General features: G+C 70.4%; 16 protein-coding genes. 6 read left to right on the top strand and 10 right to left on the bottom strand.

The features are described from left to right. Positions 1-38: 38 nt before the first annotated feature. A complete protein-coding gene (locus DEJ46_RS22735; protein WP_150269133.1) occupies positions 39-1,085 on the bottom strand; it encodes a hypothetical protein in 1,047 nt (348 codons plus the stop codon). Between the two features lie 133 nt (positions 1,086-1,218). Next, positions 1,219-1,641, bottom strand: coding sequence for a hypothetical protein (locus DEJ46_RS22730; RefSeq protein ID WP_150269131.1), 423 nt, complete (start codon positions 1,639-1,641; stop codon positions 1,219-1,221). A 121-nt stretch (positions 1,642-1,762) separates the two neighbouring features. Between DEJ46_RS22730 and DEJ46_RS39235 the strand changes: the two genes are divergently transcribed. Further along, the gene (locus DEJ46_RS39235) at positions 1,763-1,918 is read left to right on the top strand and encodes a hypothetical protein (protein WP_190622819.1); all 156 of its coding nucleotides are present in this window, start codon (positions 1,763-1,765) and stop codon (positions 1,916-1,918) included. Positions 1,919-2,168: 250 nt separating this feature from the next. Here DEJ46_RS39235 and DEJ46_RS22725 read toward each other — a convergent pair whose 3' ends face one another. Both DEJ46_RS22725 and DEJ46_RS22720 read right to left on the bottom strand, forming a co-directional pair. After that, positions 2,169-2,507: a hypothetical protein gene (locus DEJ46_RS22725; protein WP_150269129.1), complete on the bottom strand. Its 339-nt coding sequence runs from the start codon at positions 2,505-2,507 to the stop codon at positions 2,169-2,171. Then, on the bottom strand, positions 2,504-2,818 hold the full coding sequence (locus tag DEJ46_RS22720) for a hypothetical protein (RefSeq protein ID WP_150269127.1): 315 nt from the start codon (positions 2,816-2,818) through the stop codon (positions 2,504-2,506). Before DEJ46_RS22720 ends, DEJ46_RS22725 begins: the two co-directional genes overlap by 4 nt. A 161-nt stretch (positions 2,819-2,979) precedes the next feature. On the opposite strand from DEJ46_RS22720, the gene DEJ46_RS40930 reads away from it, so the two are divergent. The 5 genes from DEJ46_RS40930 to DEJ46_RS22700 all read left to right on the top strand — a co-directional run bounded on the left by DEJ46_RS40930 (position 2,980) and on the right by DEJ46_RS22700 (position 8,422). After that, complete coding sequence (locus tag DEJ46_RS40930) at positions 2,980-3,690, top strand: GntR family transcriptional regulator (RefSeq protein ID WP_411757773.1); 711 nt, start codon at positions 2,980-2,982, stop codon at positions 3,688-3,690. A gap of 106 nt (positions 3,691-3,796) precedes the next feature. Continuing rightward, positions 3,797-3,922: a hypothetical protein gene (locus tag DEJ46_RS40530; RefSeq protein ID WP_263411754.1), complete on the top strand. Its 126-nt coding sequence runs from the start codon at positions 3,797-3,799 to the stop codon at positions 3,920-3,922. A 238-nt stretch (positions 3,923-4,160) separates the two neighbouring features. Further along, the gene (locus tag DEJ46_RS22710; protein ID WP_150269125.1) at positions 4,161-4,628 is read left to right on the top strand and encodes a group II truncated hemoglobin; all 468 of its coding nucleotides are present in this window, start codon (positions 4,161-4,163) and stop codon (positions 4,626-4,628) included. A gap of 181 nt (positions 4,629-4,809) precedes the next feature. Next, positions 4,810-6,870 carry a hypothetical protein gene (locus DEJ46_RS22705; protein ID WP_150269123.1) on the top strand — a complete coding sequence of 687 codons (2,061 nt, stop codon included), beginning with the start codon at positions 4,810-4,812 and terminating at the stop codon, positions 6,868-6,870. 4 nt (positions 6,871-6,874) lie between these two features. Continuing rightward, the gene (locus tag DEJ46_RS22700; protein WP_223834971.1) at positions 6,875-8,422 is read left to right on the top strand and encodes a hypothetical protein; all 1,548 of its coding nucleotides are present in this window, start codon (positions 6,875-6,877) and stop codon (positions 8,420-8,422) included. 10 nt (positions 8,423-8,432) lie between these two features. Here the strand turns inward: DEJ46_RS22700 and DEJ46_RS22695 are convergent, their stop codons facing one another. The 6 genes from DEJ46_RS22695 to DEJ46_RS22670 form a co-directional block, all read right to left on the bottom strand. Beyond that, positions 8,433-8,963 (bottom strand): SRPBCC domain-containing protein, encoded by a 531-nt coding sequence (locus DEJ46_RS22695; protein WP_150269121.1) that lies wholly within the window; start codon positions 8,961-8,963, stop codon positions 8,433-8,435. 46 nt (positions 8,964-9,009) lie between these two features. Beyond that, positions 9,010-10,089: a c-type cytochrome biogenesis protein CcsB gene (ccsB, locus tag DEJ46_RS22690; protein ID WP_150269119.1), complete on the bottom strand. Its 1,080-nt coding sequence runs from the start codon at positions 10,087-10,089 to the stop codon at positions 9,010-9,012. Continuing rightward, the gene (locus tag DEJ46_RS22685) at positions 10,086-11,849 is read right to left on the bottom strand and encodes a cytochrome c biogenesis protein ResB (protein WP_150269117.1); all 1,764 of its coding nucleotides are present in this window, start codon (positions 11,847-11,849) and stop codon (positions 10,086-10,088) included. Before DEJ46_RS22685 ends, ccsB begins: the two co-directional genes overlap by 4 nt. A 5-nt stretch (positions 11,850-11,854) precedes the next feature. Further along, positions 11,855-12,592 (bottom strand): cytochrome c biogenesis CcdA family protein, encoded by a 738-nt coding sequence (locus DEJ46_RS22680; RefSeq protein WP_150269115.1) that lies wholly within the window; start codon positions 12,590-12,592, stop codon positions 11,855-11,857. Positions 12,593-12,596: 4 nt separating this feature from the next. Continuing rightward, on the bottom strand, positions 12,597-13,202 hold the full coding sequence (locus DEJ46_RS22675) for a TlpA family protein disulfide reductase (RefSeq protein WP_150269113.1): 606 nt from the start codon (positions 13,200-13,202) through the stop codon (positions 12,597-12,599). Positions 13,203-13,292: 90 nt separating this feature from the next. Further along, the gene (locus DEJ46_RS22670) at positions 13,293-14,552 is read right to left on the bottom strand and encodes a hypothetical protein (protein ID WP_150269111.1); all 1,260 of its coding nucleotides are present in this window, start codon (positions 14,550-14,552) and stop codon (positions 13,293-13,295) included. Between the last annotated feature and the right edge of the window lie 181 nt (positions 14,553-14,733).

The raw sequence follows: 14,733 nt of genomic DNA, 5'->3' as shown, positions 1-14,733 counted from the left end.
CATGAAAGGGGCCCTGATGAGACGCGGCAGGCCAGACGTCAGTCCGCGCGGGCTCCCCAGACCTGGCCGTCGTCCGTGACATCGAGGTTCTTCGGGCGCCGGACCTCCTTGCCGGAGGCGGCGTTGAAGGAGGTGAGGGCTCCGGTGGCGGAGTCCAGGACGAGGAGGTTCGCCTTCGACCACGTGCCGGAGAGCGGGCCGTCCAGATCCTGGTTGCCCGCGAGCGCGGCGTTCGTTCCAAGGTCCTTGCAGCTGTCCTCGTCGAGGTCGAGCACCGCCAGCCGGTAGCCGCCGTCGGAGCGGATCGTGCTGGCGTACCAGCGCCCGGTGGCGTCGAGGGAGCCGCGTCCTACCGTTTCGCCTTGCGCGCACTGCGGCGCGTTCGCGGTGTCCTTCTCCTGCGCGTCGTACACCTTCATGCACTCCGCCCCGTCGCAGTCGTTCTGCTTCCAGATCAGCCGGTGGCCGCCGACGGCGAGGAGCACCGCGTCCTGGGCGAGGCTCTGGCGGACGGTCGTGGTGTCGGATCCGAGGAGGACGAGATTCGTGCGTGCCCGGCTCGTGTCGTCCTCGGTGGTGGTCTGGGCCGCCACGATTCCCTGGTCGGTTTCGGCGAGTGGCCGCAGGCCGCACTGCAGCGTGTGTGTGCGCTGTGATGGGCGGCCCGACGTTTCGTACTCCGTCACGGTGAAGCGGGATTGGACCGATGCGGAGGTCTGCTGTCCCGCACACGCCGTGTCGGCGGGTTCTTCGGAGACGGCCCAGATCTTCTTGCCGTCCGCGGTGGGGAACCATGAGGTGGCCGGCCCCAGGAGCACCTGCTGTTCGGGCTTGGCGGGCTCGATCGCCACGACCGAACCGTCGGAGATTCCGATGATGTGTCCGGTCTCCAGCTGCCTCGGGGCGGTGAGCTTGTAGACGTCGAGTCGCTCCGTGCCTTCCGGGCGCTCGACGACGATGTCCGGCTGGGAGTCGATCTTGTCGAGGACGGCGATGCGACCCCCGAGGTTGACGACGATGCCGCGCGGGGGGCCCTCGTCGCCCTCGGAGCACCCGGCCGCCCCCAGGGCGGCCGCAAGTACCACCGCGGCCAGTCGGTGTCGCCGCCAAGGGGATGTCCTGGCGGAATGGTTCTTTACTGCCATGTCGGTTCCCCCTGGCGAGTTGTGTACGGGTGGAGCGGGGTACGGCTGGTCAGTTCCGTACCCCGCTGGTTGATCAGGGCGTCGGAGTGCAGGCTCGGCTGGCGACGCACTCGGCGAAGAACGGGAACGCCGTGATCCCGCCCAGCGTCCCGTCGTTGCCGAGGAACCTCGCTCCGCAGTTGGCTGTGTCCTGCCACCGCTGGATCACGTACTTCGTGCGCTCGATCTTCGGGGTGGTGTAACCCCACTTACCCCCTGGCACGTCCATCCAGTTCTTGACGGTGACGCCCTTGTCCGTCGTGTCGGTGACGTCACGACCCATCTTGGCCTCGACGGTGGCCACACCCCAGGACGCACTCCCCCCGAGTTCGGACGACCAGGTCGTCGCCTTCGACTTGGTGGTGGTCATCGCGTAGGTCAGACGCGATGACGTAGTGGAGCCGTTCCTCTTGCCGGCAGTGTCGCCGATGGACTCGTAGCCGGTACTGATCTTCACCACCTTGTGCCAGACGTCCGGCGGGCACGCCTTGGGACCCGGGACGCTGGCTGACGCGGCCGACGGAGCCAGTAAGAAACTGGATCCGACAACCATCGCTCCCATAAGAGCGGCATGGCGCATGACAGAACGCATGCTTTCCCTCCCGTTTATTGCCGGTTTCCCCACCGGCATTGACGAGAGGCAACCACCCCTCGCAGTGGAAGGCTTCTCTGTTGATGAAGATCTGAGATTCGTGGGGCGGTATCTGGTCAACGCCACGCGCGATGCAAAATGATCCCTTGTGTCCATCGGCGAGGCGGCAACCAACCGGACAACACATCAGAAATACCCCGCCGGGATCCAAGCCCCTCCCTCTGGAAGCCGTAACAGCGGCTTAGAGGTGGCTGATTGCCAGTACGTCATACCGATGGCGAGTTCCTGGCGGCTGAGCACGCCGTGGCCGACAGGTTCCTCCTTGAGGAGGAACCCCGGGGCGCGCGGTTCCCGACGCGGTAACTACGCCCGTGCCTCACGGAGGCCGTCGGTCAAGGGAAGGCCGCCGGATGGCAGAGGCACCCGCACACGAGGTACCGGACCCCCTGTACGCCGCTGTCGCGGGGTACATGATCCCGGCAGCGGTCGTGGCGGCCGACGATGCAGCGCGGCGAGCGGAACTCCGGCTCGGGCCCGGACGCGAGGGCGCGGGCCAGCAGGGACACGGTCACCGCGTCGGCGATCTCCGGCGTCACCCACCAGCCGTCGCCCGCGCGGTCGCGGTGCGGACCGTCGTGCCCCACGGCGAGCACGCAGACGGAGCCGCCCCACACCGGCCGCACCACCTCGGCGACGTCGCACACGGACCGCCTCGCGCCGCAGCGGCTCATCGGGTGCTCCCGGCGTGGATGTTGCGGTGGTCGACGTCCACCCCGACCGTCGCCAGCCACAACGCGCGCCGCCGCCTGCGCTGCTCCACCCGCAGGTAGGGCCGTTCGAGCGGTGACCGGGAGCCGTCGAGGGGCTGCGTCTGTTCCTGGGCGTAGGGAGACCGCCGGGCGGGCGCACGATGCCGGGGCGCACGCGCCGGTGCCGCGGGGCGGGGCCGGTGCCGGCCGGTGGGCGGGAGGGTGAGCATGAGCAGCCCGAGCAGTACGGGGATCAGCGCCCTGCCCAGTACGCGCGCGATAGGGTTCCGCACGTCATCAACTCCGTTGGTAGTTGGTGGCCATGCCCCGGGGCCGTTCCAGCGGTCGCCGGGGTTTCACGTTCATTCACCCTAGAGCTAGCTACACAGTGCCGCATTACTGTGTAGCTAGATCCATCCGAACGTGTCACTGTGTGACTATCTAGCGTTGACCTATGAGCCTTGACCCGAAGTCGGGACGTCCGCTGTACGTGCAGCTGGCCGACGTGATCGCGGCGCGGATCGCCACTGGGGAGTACGCCCCCGACCGCATGGTCCCCACGCCGGCCCGCCTCGCCGAGGAGTACGGCATCGCAGTGCTGACCGCCCGCCGGGCCATGCAAGAACTCCGCAGGCACGAACTGATCTATACCGTGCCCGGCAAGGGCTCCTTCGTCGCACCCGCCGCCGGAGTGAGCGCCCCGGCGACCGTGGAACGCGAACAGGCGCAGCGCTGGCTCGGCACCGCCCTCGACGAAGCCCGTGCCGGGCTCGCCGAAGGGGGCATCCCCATCGGGGCCGCGCTCTACGGGGCCGACGGGGTGCTCCTCGGGCGCGGGCACAATCGGCGGGTGCAGGACGGGGACCCCTCCCTGCACGCCGAGACCGCCGCCTTCCGGGCCGCCGGGCGGCAGCGCTCGTACCGGGGGACGACGATGGTCACCACGCTGTCGCCGTGCTGGTACTGTTCCGGTCTCGTCCGGCAGTTCGGGATCTCGCGGGTCGTCGTCGGCGAGGCCGAGACCTTCCACGGCGGGCACGACTGGCTCGCCCAGCACGGCGTCGAGGTGATCGTGCTCGACGATCCCGAGTGCACGGCCCTCATGCGGGACTTCATCACCGCGCACCCCGCCCTCTGGCACGAGGACATCGGGGAAGAGACTTAGGGCCTCTCACGAAAGCCTCGGCCACCTTGCCGTGCGACCACCGCTCAACCTTCCGGGCCGTAGCGGAGTCTGAAGGGGAAACGCAGGCCGGGGAAAGAAGGATTCGGTGGACGAGATCCTGATGACGGCATTGAAGTGGGCCGCTCGCGGCGTGGGACTCGCACTCGACTACATCAACCTGCGCGCGGGGATCGAGCAGTTCCGACGCGACGCGCGAAGGAGCGGACGCTAGATCCCGCCCTCGACCGCGTGCCGCTGCTCTTGGTCGCCCTTGCCGCACTTCGGTGCCGGCCCGCCGCGCGAACCGCGCTTCCGCCGATCGCGGACCGCGTCCCTCCGGCGGTCCGGAGGGGCAGTCAGGGCGCCCCGGGCGGATGGACACCCGCCCCGCCGAGAGCGAACATCCTTGGATTCAGGGCGAGTTGGGTGAAAGCTGAGGTCCCGCGTCTCGGATTCCGGAGGTCGTCCGCATGAGCACCGATCCCGCACAGCACCCCACCACCCTGTACGAGGCCGTCGGCGGTGCCGACGCACTGCGCCGGCTCTCCGCAACCTTCTACGAGGGCGTCCTCGCCGACCCCCTCCTCGCGCCCGTCTTCGCCGACTTCACGGCCACCCACGTGGAGCACGTGGCCGTGTGGCTGGCGGAGGTCTTCTCGGGGCCGGCCGGCTTCACGGCCGAGCACGGCGGGCATCAGGCCCTGCTCCGCGCCCATCTCGGGCTCGGCATCACCGAGGAACACCGGCTGCGCTGGATGGAGTTGATGACGGCGGCCGTGGAGAAGGAGCTGCCGGACGACGCCCTGCTGCGCCGCCGGGTGGTGGAGTACTTCGACTGGGGCACGCGGATCGCCAAGGACGTCTCCGCCTCGGCCCCGGGTACGGACCTCGGCGACCCCGGCCCCACCCCGCGCTGGGGCTGGGACGGCCTCGCCTGACGCGCCCACCCCGGTGAGGACCCGCACTCCACCGGGCACAACCTCCTCAAGGACACCGGCGCGGCCCGCACAGCAACCTCGCAAAGGGTGACGTGTTCCCAACACCCTGTCGATATCCTGAACTTGACGATGTGACGGGGCACATCTCGTGGGGTAGCAGGGGGAAGCAGGGGGGTGGCGAGTGGACAGGGAGCTCTACGGCCGCGAGGCGGTCCTGCACGACAGCGGTCTCGTCGCACGGCTCAGCGGGCTCACCCGGCACGGTGCCGCGCGGGTCGCGTACGAGCACGGCGACGATCCGCCGGTCACGGTGTTCACGGGCGGGCGCGGCATGGGGAAGACCGCCCTGCTCAAGGAGGTCCGCAACCGCTACAAGGGGTACACCCCGCTCGCCCTGCTCGACTGCGCGCAGATCGAGCCGCCCGCCGACCACGGCCCCGGCTGGAGCGAGGTCACCGGGGCGCTCACCGAGCTCGCCGTACAGCTGTCGCCGAAGGTGCTGGCCGCGAAGCCCGTGCAGTTCCCGCGGCTCTCGCTCGGGCTGGTCGCCGTCGCCTCGCTCGGCTGGTCCCAGGAGGACGACGAGCGGGCCAGGAACGACCTGCTGCGGCTCGGGCCGCTGCTCGCGACCGTCGACGCGACGAAGGGCGCCGCCGGTAACTGGGTCGCCAAGGTCCTCTCCAAGCTGGCCGCCAACTTCGCCGAAGCCACCGCCCCGATGGCCGGGGTGCTCGCCGAGGCGACCGTGGAGACCGTCCTCGAGGAGGTCTTCGGCCGCTTCCAGCGGGCCTCCGAGAACTGGTACGGCAGCTATCGCAACGCCGGCGGCCGGGGCAAGGCCGGCCTGCGCCAGCTCGCGATCGACTTCGAGCAGGGCGGCCGGCGCCGCCGCGAGGCCGAGGACTTCCTCGTCGGCGCCCTCACCGAGGACCTGCTGCACGCCTATACGGGCCTCCGCCGCGGCACCCGCGTCGGCAGACCGGTCCTCCTCCTCGACAACGCGCACGAGCAGCTCGGCCGGCAGCTCGTCGAACCGATCCTGCGCGCCCGCGCCGACGGCCGCCGCGACCGCGTCGTCGTCCTCGCCGCCTCCCGGGTCCGCGAGCACGAGGGGCTGCGGCACGCCACCCGGACCCGGCTGCCGGAGACCGCGCACCGCGCGCCCTGCCCGCGCGGGACGAGCGTCGGCTCCGGCATCCTCGCCGTCGAGCTCACCCCGCTCTCCCCCGCCCAGACCCGCGCCGCCTTCGACCGCCACGACCCGGCCGGCCGCACGCCCGCCGAACTGTCGCGCGCCGTCCACCGCCTGACCGGCGGCCGGCCGCTCGGCGTGGCGCTCCTCGGCCGGGCCGCCGGCGAGGCCCCCGCGGAGCTGCGGGCCGGCCTCACCCCGGGCGGGCTCCTCGACCTGACGGTGGAGCTGCGCGAGGACACCCCGCCGGTGCCCGTCGCCCCCACGCTCCTCGCCGAGCTGCTCCCGGTGCGCCGCCCCGGACCGTACGCGGTGCTGGCCGCCACCCACGACGAGGAGTCCGCGCGGATGCTCGCCCATGCCCGGCTCCAGGGCGAGTCCCTGGACGGGGACGTGGCGCTGCGCGTCCGCGACCGGCTCCGCTCCGAGGACTGGCCGGAAGGCCCACGCCACTTCGTCGCCGACCCCCTCCTGCGCGCCCTGCTCCTGCACCGGCTGCGCTTCGAGGACGCCGACGACCCGCGGTACGCGGCCTGGCGCGCCGTCCACGAGACCCTGCACCGGCACTACGGCCCCGAGCCCGGCCCGTACCGGCTCCACCACGACCTCGCGCTCGGCCGCACCGAGGAGGCCGTCACCCACCTGCGGGTGACCTTCCCCGAACAGGACGTCCTCGGCTGGCTCGGGCGGCTCCGGTTCGTCGCCGCCGCCCCGTACCCCCGCGAGCGGAACCGGCCGGGGCCCGACCCGCGCCGGGCCGTCGCCCTGGGGCAGGCCCCGTCCGGCGACCTGCCCGCCGGGCTCGACACCGATAGCACCGAACTCCACCTGTCCGTACGGCGGTTGCTGCACGCCGTATGGCTGCTCACCGATCCGCTCGCACTGCCCGACGACGAGGTGGCCGACCGGCTCGCGCACGAGCTGCGCAGGCTCTCCGGCCGCCATCTGACGGGCAGCGGTTCGCTCTGGGACGCGGCCACCCACTGGCCGCGCGACATCCGCGCCTGGCGGGAGCTCTCGCTGCCGCCGGGCCGCGAGGACGGAGTCTGACGCCATGCCCGACCGTCTGACCGACCGGCTGCGCCGCCGCGTCCGCACACCCCGCCAGAAACTCGTCGCCGCACTCGCCACGGCCGCCGTCGTCATCGGTCTCGGCGGATACGGGCTCGCCCGGATCACCACCCCGGAGGACCGTTCCTGCGCGGCCGGCGTCGAACGCACCGAGACCAGCTCCGAGTGCGTCGGCGTCAACGGCGACGGCTACGACTTCGGCATCGCCGAACTCGCCGAGGCCGCCGGCGCCATCGGCCGCGAGAACGCCACCCTCAAGCCCGGCGAGTACGCGACCGTCGCCGTGCTCCTGCCCCTGACCTCCCCCGACGGAGGCATGCGGACCAAGGTCCTCCACGAGGTGCTCGGCGCCTACGCCTACCAGTACCGCGCCAACCACGAGTCCAACAGCCAGACCCCGAAGATCCGGCTCGTCCTCGCCAACACCGGCCGGGGCAACGCCTACTGGCAGGCCACCACCCGGCAGCTCACGTCCATGACCGGCGCCCCGGACCGGCTGCGGGTCGTCTCCGGCGTCGCCACCTCCTCGACCGAGATGCGGGAGGCGGTGACCGCGCTCACCGGAGCCGGGATCGCCGTCGTCGGCACCACGATCACCGCCGACGACATCGCCAACGGCCCGGGCGCGGGGAACAACCGCTACCCCGGCCTCGCCCGCGTCTCCCCCACCAACGGCGACGAGGCCAAGGCCCTCGCCCACTTCGGCCGCGTCGACGCCGCCAAGGCGCTCCTCGTCCAGGACACCCGCAGCGGCGACCACTACACGGACACCCTCAAGTCCGCCTTCGCCGCCTCCCTCAAGGGCGCGCCCTACGAACCGCAGCTCTTCACCTCGCCGCCCGACCCGACCGACGAGGGCACCACCGCCAACACCTTCCGCCAGATCACCCACCTGATCTGCGACACCCGCGCCGAGACGGTCTTCTTCGCGGGCCGCCACACCCAGCTCCGCCAGTTCATCAACGCGCTGGGCTCACGCGGCTGCACCGACCGTGCCTTCACGATCCTGACCGGCGACGAGGGCTCGTACCTGGGCGCCGACAAGAAGCTCGACCGGGACGCGCTCCGGACGAAGCTGACCGTCCGATACGCCTCGCTCGCCCACCCCGACGCCTGGAAGGAGGCCCCGGGGCGGCCCGTCCCGGTGACGGGAGGTTCGGTGGCGGCGTACTCGACCTTCGAGACGGACATCGCCCGCGCCTCGAAGAAGCCGGTGGCGCTCACGGACGGGCAGGCCATCGTCGCGTACGACGCGATGGCGACGGCGGTCCACGCGATCCGCCAGGCCACCCCGCGCGACGCCCGGTACCCGGAGCTCGCGGACGTGGTCACCCAGTGGCCGCAGGTGAAGGGCTCGCTGCGGGTGAACGGGGCGAGCGGCTGGATCTGCCTCGACAACCACGGCAACCCGTACAACAAGGCGGTCCCGATCGTGGAACTGGCCCCGGACGGCTCACAACGATTCGTCCAGATCGCCTGGCCGGAGAAGAACCCCCCGAACGCCTCCTGCCTGCCGCCCAAGCGTGGCTAGGGGGTGCCCGTCAGGGCACCCACTTGGGCCAGGGCGCCTCGTCGCGCTCGTACAGCTCACGCAGGTGCCGCCACCGCTCGGGCGACCACGCCGCCCAGTCCGTCCGGCGGCCGTCCAGTGCCGCCGCCAGCCGCTCGAAGTGGTCGTGCCACCCCGCCAGACAGTCCAGGCGGTACTCCCGCGTCCCCCGGAACTCGTTGGTGAAACGCAGCACGGTCGACCCGCCGACGCCGGACCCCGGCTCCAGATGGAACCGGATCCGGCCGTGCGGCGGATCGACCGTGTACTCGGCGACGTACTCGGGGTCCCAGGCGGTCACCCACCCCGAGACCTCCGTATCGCTGTTCAGCCAGCGGAGCGTGACCCGGCCGCCGAGCCGGGACTCCAGCGGGTCCGCCGCGCACAGCCAGCCCGGCAGGCCCTCGGCGGTGGCGACGGCCTGCCAGACCTCCGCGGGCGGATGCGGGAGCTCCATGACGTACCGCAGCAGATGCGTGTCGCCGTCGTGGGTCTCGCACCTGCCCCGGGGTATCTCGCTCATACCTCAAGCGTGGCCCCGGGGTCCCCCACCCGCTACTCCGCGCCCCCTACTCCACGCCCGCGTAGGAGTGCTTGCTGGTGACGAAGATGTTGACGCCGTAGTAGTTGAAGAGGAAGCAGCCGAAGGCGATGAGCGCGATGTACGCGGCCTTCCGCCCCTTCCAGCCGGCCGTCGCGCGCGCGTGCAGGTACGCGGCGTAAGCGACCCACGTGATGAAGGACCAGACCTCCTTGGCGTCCCAGCCCCAGTAGCGGCCCCAGGCGTCGCCGGCCCAGATCGCGCCCGCGATGATCGTGAACGTCCACAGCGGGAAGACGGCGGCGTTGACCCGGTACGAGAACTTGTCGAGCGAGGCCGCCGAGGGCAGCCGCTCCATGACCGAGCGGGCGAAGGAGCCGGGGTTCCCGCCTGTCGCGAGCTTGTTCTCGTACGAGTCGCGGAAGAGGTAGAGCAGGGTGCCGACCGCGCCGAGGTAGAAGACCGCGCCGCAGAAGATCGCGGTGGAGACGTGGATCCACAGCCAGTACGAGTCGAGCGCCGGGACCAGCTGGTCGCTGGGGGTCTTCAGCCAGGTGGTGGCCAGGCCCAGGTCGAGCAGGACGGTGGTCACCAGGGGCAGACCGATCCAGCGGACGTTCTTCTTGGCGAGGAGGAAGCCGAGGTACGCGCCGACAGCCACCGTGGAGAAGGTGGTGGAGAACTCGTACATGTTGCCCCACGGGGCACGCTGCACGGAGAGCGCGCGGGTGACCACGCCAGAGGCCTCGACCAGGAAGGCGAGGACGGTCAGCGAGACGGCGATCCGGCCGTACAGGTCGCCCTTGACCGTGCCGCCGGCCGCGCCGGGGCCGTCCGGCACGTCCCGGGCGCCGGCCGCGGAGCGGGTGACGACCTGCGGCTTGTCGAGTACGGCGGTGCCGCCGGCCTGCTTGACCTGGACGGTCACGGCGGGGGCAGCGGGGCGCTGCGTGAGGGCGGCGGCGGTGCGGCCGACCTTGCTGCGGCTGCCGAACACCCACTCGGCGATGTGGGCGAAGAAGGCCAGGGTGTAGACGGCCATCGAGGAGTAGATGAGCAGGTCGCTCGTCTGCGCCAGGCTCTCGTTGGTCGTGGCGGCGAGGATCACTTGTCGGCCTCTCCAGAAGGGGCAGGGTCTTCTGCGGGTTCTTCCGCGGGTTCCGGTACGTCCTCCGGATCGGCTTCGGCTTCGGGCACGGCTTCCGGACCGGCTTGCGGTGCCGGCGGCGCGTCCGCCGTGAGCGCGACCGCGAGGTCACCCAGCTCCTCGGGGAGCTTGGCGGACTCGCTCCGGCCCAGGCCCGCCATCTCGACGACGGTCACACCGTCCTCGCCGCGCACGGCCCGGACCCAGACCCGGCGCCGCTGGATGAAGAGCGAGCCGGTCAGACCGGCGATGGCGGCGACCGCGCCGGCGAGGGCGAGGCCGTTGCCGGGCTGCTGCGAGATCTGGAAGCTCGCCCACTCCTTGATCTCCTTCTCGAAGGTGATCGAGCCGGCGCCGTCGGGCAGGGTCATGGTCGCGCCGGGCACGAGCCGCTGGGCGAGCTTGTTGCCGGACTCGTCCATGAACTGCTTCATGTCGGACTTGTCGAGCTGGTACACGTTCTGCGGCAGACCGGAGTCCACGCCCAGGCTGCCGTGGTAGGCGGTGAGCGCCATGGCCGGCGAGACGAGCGCCGGGAACTGGGAGAACATCGTGCCCTGGCCGGCACCGGCGAAGGTCGGCACGAAGAAGGCCTGGAAGCCCAGCTGGTCCTTCTTGCCGTTCTTGTCGCGGTAGCCGTCCATCACCTTGATCGCGCCGGTGGAGGTGATGTTGTTGTCGATCGGCAGGAGCGGCACGGCGCCGTGGAAGACGACCTTGCCGCGGCCGTCCTTGACGGTGACGACGGGCGCGTAGCCGTGGGCGATCAGATAGACCTTGGAGTCGCCGACCTTGAGCGGCTCGTTGACCCGGATGACGGCCTTCTTCTCCGCGCCGTCGCCGCCCTCGGAGTACCTGACGGCCGCCTCGAAGGTGCGGGGGGTGCCGCGCTGCGGGCCCTTCGTCTCGTACGTGCCCTCGAAGGAGTCGAGGGTGAAGTCGAACGGCTCCAGCTCGTCGATGCCGAACTGCGAGCCGGACTTGAAGTCGTCGTACTGGGTGAGCGTGTTGGAGAAGCCGTCGCCCTCGACGATCAGCTTGCCGCCCTCGGACTTGAAGAGCTGGCCCCAGGCGAAGGCGACGAGCATGACGATCAGGGCGACGTGGAAGGCCAGGTTCCCGGCCTCGCGGAGGTAGCCCTTCTCGGCGGCGACCGCGTCCCCCGCCGTGTGGGCGCGGAAGCGGCGGCCCTTGAGGACGGCGAGCGCGGCCCGCCGGACGTGCTCGGGCTCGGCCTCGGTGCGCCAGGTGGCGTACGCGGGGAGCCGGTCGAGGCGCCGGGGGGCGCCCGGCGGTCGGCTGCGGAGCTGGCCGACGAACTGCCAGGTGCGCGGCACGATGCAGCCGATGAGGGAGACGAACAGCAGGATGTAGATCGCGGAGAACCACACCGAGCTGTAGACGTCGAAGAGCTGGAGCTTCTCGTAGATCGGCGTGAGGGTCCCGTGGGCCTCCTTGAAGGTCTGCACCTTCAGCTCGTCCACGTTGGTCTGCGGGATGAGGGAGCCGGGGACGGCGCCCAGGGAGAGCAGGAAGAGGAGGATCAGCGCGACCCGCATGGAGGTCAGCTGGCGCCACAGCCAGCGGATCCAGCCGACGACCCCGAGGACGGGTCCGCCGATGACGGTGTCGCCGCGGTCCTCGACGGGGGCGGTGGAGAGCTGGGCGCCGGCCGCTTCGTCGCCGGTGCGCTCGTTCTCCGTCGTATCGGTCTTGCTCATGGAACTCAGATCCCCACCGTGAAACCGCTGGACCAGCCCTGCATCGTGGCGACCATGTCGTCCCACGCGCCCGTGAGGAGCAGGATGCCGGTGACGATCATCATGCCGCCGCCGATCCGCATCACCCACGCGTAGTGCTTCTTGACCCATCCGAACGCGCCGAGCGCCTTGCGGAAGGCGACGGCGGCGAGCACGAACGGTACGCCGAGGCCGAGGCAGTACGCGAAGGCGAGTATCGCTCCGCGTCCCGCGCTGGCCTGTTCCAGGGCGAGGGCGTTGACCGAGGCGAGCGTCGGGCCGATGCACGGCGCCCAGCCGATGCCGAAGAGCGCGCCGAGGATCGGTGCGCCCACCAGACCGGCGACGGGCTTCTTGTGGAAGCGGAACTCGCGCTGGGTGAACCAGGGCATCAGGCCGAGGAAGAACACCCCCATGAGGATCATGAGCACGCCGAGGACCACGTTGAGCGTGTCGCTGTAGTCCTGGAGGTACGTCCCGAAGTGGCCGAAGAGGGCGCCGCCGGAGACGAACACGGCGCTGAAGCCGAGGACGAAGAGGAGGGCGCCGGCCGTCATCCGGCCGCGGCGGCGCTCGGCGAGATCGGTGCCGGTGACCCCGGTCACGTACGACAGGTAGCCCGGGACGAGCGGGAGCACGCACGGCGAGAAGAAGGAGACCAGACCGCCGAGGACCGCGAGGGGCACGGCGAGCAGCAGGGCTCCGCTGGTGACCGTCTCGTTCACGGGCTCACTTCTCCTTGAGGAGAGGCTCGATCATCGACCGGAGCTTCGCCTCGTCGAGCGCCATGAGGGAACGGGCGGCGATCTTGCCCTCCTTGTCGAGGACGACGGTCGAGGGGATGCCCTGGAGGCTGAGGGTGCCCTTGGGGAAGCCGTGGAGGATCAGCTTGCCCTTCGGGTCGTAGAGGCTGGGGTAGGGCACCCCGTAGTCCTCTTCGAAGGCGAGGGCGGGCTGCTTGTTGGGGTCGCGGGTGTTGAGGCCGACGAACTCGACGCCCTGGCCCTTGAGGTCCTTGGCGACCTTCGCGAAGTGGGGAGCCTCGGCGCGGCAGGGGGCGCACCAGGAGCCCCAGGCGTTGAGGACGACGACCTTGCCCTTGAGGTCGGCGACGTCGAGCTGCTCGCCTTCGAGGGTTTCGCCGGCGAGCTTGCCGGTGGTCGCCCGCTCGCCCTTGGCGGCGGTGGAGATACCACCCGTGTTGGTCACGAAGTTGGTGTCGCCACTGCCGCCGGACTTGCCGTTGCTGTCGCCGCTGCAGGCCGAGAGCGTGAGGGCGGCGGACAGCACTCCGACGGCGAGCAGGGTGCGTCGTGGGGCACGGCTAAGGCTCATGTGAAAAGTTTCGCATGGGCGTTTGGGGGATCTTGGGCACCCCCCTACGTGCCCGTAAAGCCCCTTGTCAAGATCGCCTAAGCGGTCCGGCTAAAGAGCCTTCAGGAACGCGTTCCAGCCGCCGGCCGGCTTCTGGCCGACTTCGAGGGTACGCAGCTTGGCCAGGATCTTCGGGTCCTGCACGTCGAGCCAGTCCACGAACTGCTTGAAGGAGACGAGCCGGACGTCCTTCTTGCCGGCCATGCCCTTGAGCGCGTCCTCGACGGCGTCCATGTAGATGCCGCCGTTCCACTGCTCGAAGTGGTTGCCGATGTAGAAGGGCGCGCGGTTCGAGCCGTAGGCGCGGTCGAAGCCGCCCAGGAGGGCCTCGGTGGCCTGCTTGCGCCAGCCCGGGTAGCGGGACGGCATGCCCTTGGTCGTGTTCTTCGACTGGTTGGCGAGCATGTTGTAGTCCATCGAGAGGACTTCGAAGGAGTGCCCGGGGAAGGGCACGGCCTGCAGCGGCAGGTCCCAGATGCCCTGGCGCTTGGTGGGCCACATCTGCCGGCCGCCGGGCGAGCTGGCATCGTAGCGCCAGTTGAGGCGCTTGGCGGTGGGGAGCAGGTTGTCCTGGCCGAGGAGGCAGGGGGTACGGCCGCCGACGAGCTCCTTCGAGTAGTCGAAGGGCAGCGGGTCGAGGTCGGTCCAGCCGCTGTTGGTCTTCCACTCGGTGACGAACTTCATCGCCTGGTCGATCTCGCTCTGCCACTGGGCGGGGGTCCAGTTGCCGACGGAGCCGGAGCCGCCGCAGAAGTGCCCGTTGAAGTGGGTGCCGATCTCGTGGCCTTCGAGCCAGGCCTGCCGGACGTACTTCAGCGTGTCCTTGATGTGGCCGTCGGTGAGGTAGCCGATGTCGGAGGCGCCGACGCGGTTGTTCGGCGGGCGGTAGAGGTTCTTCTTCGACTCGGGGAGGAGGTAGATCCCGGAGAGGAAGAAGGTCATCGCCGCGTCGTGGTTCTTGGCGAGTTCGAGGAAGCGGGGGAAGAGGCCGTTGCCGACTTCTCCGGCGCCGTCCCAGGAGAAGATCACGAACTGCGGCGGGGTCTGGCCGGGTTCGAGCGGCACGGGGGTGTCGGGCTGGTGCGGCTGCTTGCCGGTGTCGGCGGTGGAACCGTCGCCGATGAGCTTGGCGTCGTCCTTGGTCGGAGCGGGTGTGGTCGGCCGCCCCGACGCGTCACCGCCCTTGCCGGGTCCGGAACGTCCCGGCTTGTCCTCGTTGCCGCTTCCGCAGCCGGCGATTCCCAGAGCCGCGGCGGCACCAACACCCGCCCCGAGAAGCCCCCTTCGACTGATCCCGCTGATCTCGCGCATGACATCCCCATTCGCGCTGACGTATGAACTCAACGTCATCCAAACCGACAATGAGTGAGATGCCGGGCGGAACACGGAGGTTCCGGAAATTCGCACATAAATTTCAAGAAGAGGTGCGGGCATGACTCAGGGCGGCCCGATGGCATGTACACCACCTGACCGCCCTGACTACTACCTCACG

The sequence above is a fragment of the Streptomyces venezuelae genome, from assembly GCF_008642375.1.
GTDB classification, from domain to species: Bacteria; Actinomycetota; Actinomycetes; order Streptomycetales; family Streptomycetaceae; genus Streptomyces; species Streptomyces venezuelae_G.
Note: the sequence above shows the minus strand (reverse complement) of the source record. Positions and strands in the feature narration are given on the sequence as shown.

What these genes read in the sequence shown, in the direction of transcription:
- DEJ46_RS39235 (WP_190622819.1), top strand. Translation starts at nt 1,763, where the DNA reads ATGACAGAACGCATGCTTTCCCTCCCGTTTATTGCCGGTTTCCCCACC.
- DEJ46_RS22675 (WP_150269113.1), bottom strand. Translation starts at nt 13,202, where the DNA reads ATGAGCCTTAGCCGTGCCCCACGACGCACCCTGCTCGCCGTCGGAGTG.
- DEJ46_RS22710 (WP_150269125.1), top strand. Translation starts at nt 4,161, where the DNA reads ATGAGCACCGATCCCGCACAGCACCCCACCACCCTGTACGAGGCCGTC.
- DEJ46_RS40930 (WP_411757773.1), top strand. Translation starts at nt 2,980, where the DNA reads ATGAGCCTTGACCCGAAGTCGGGACGTCCGCTGTACGTGCAGCTGGCC.
- DEJ46_RS22685 (WP_150269117.1), bottom strand. Translation starts at nt 11,849, where the DNA reads ATGAGCAAGACCGATACGACGGAGAACGAGCGCACCGGCGACGAAGCG.
- DEJ46_RS22670 (WP_150269111.1), bottom strand. Translation starts at nt 14,552, where the DNA reads ATGCGCGAGATCAGCGGGATCAGTCGAAGGGGGCTTCTCGGGGCGGGT.
- DEJ46_RS22695 (WP_150269121.1), bottom strand. Translation starts at nt 8,963, where the DNA reads ATGAGCGAGATACCCCGGGGCAGGTGCGAGACCCACGACGGCGACACG.
- DEJ46_RS22700 (WP_223834971.1), top strand. Translation starts at nt 6,875, where the DNA reads ATGCCCGACCGTCTGACCGACCGGCTGCGCCGCCGCGTCCGCACACCC.
- DEJ46_RS22725 (WP_150269129.1), bottom strand. Translation starts at nt 2,507, where the DNA reads ATGAGCCGCTGCGGCGCGAGGCGGTCCGTGTGCGACGTCGCCGAGGTG.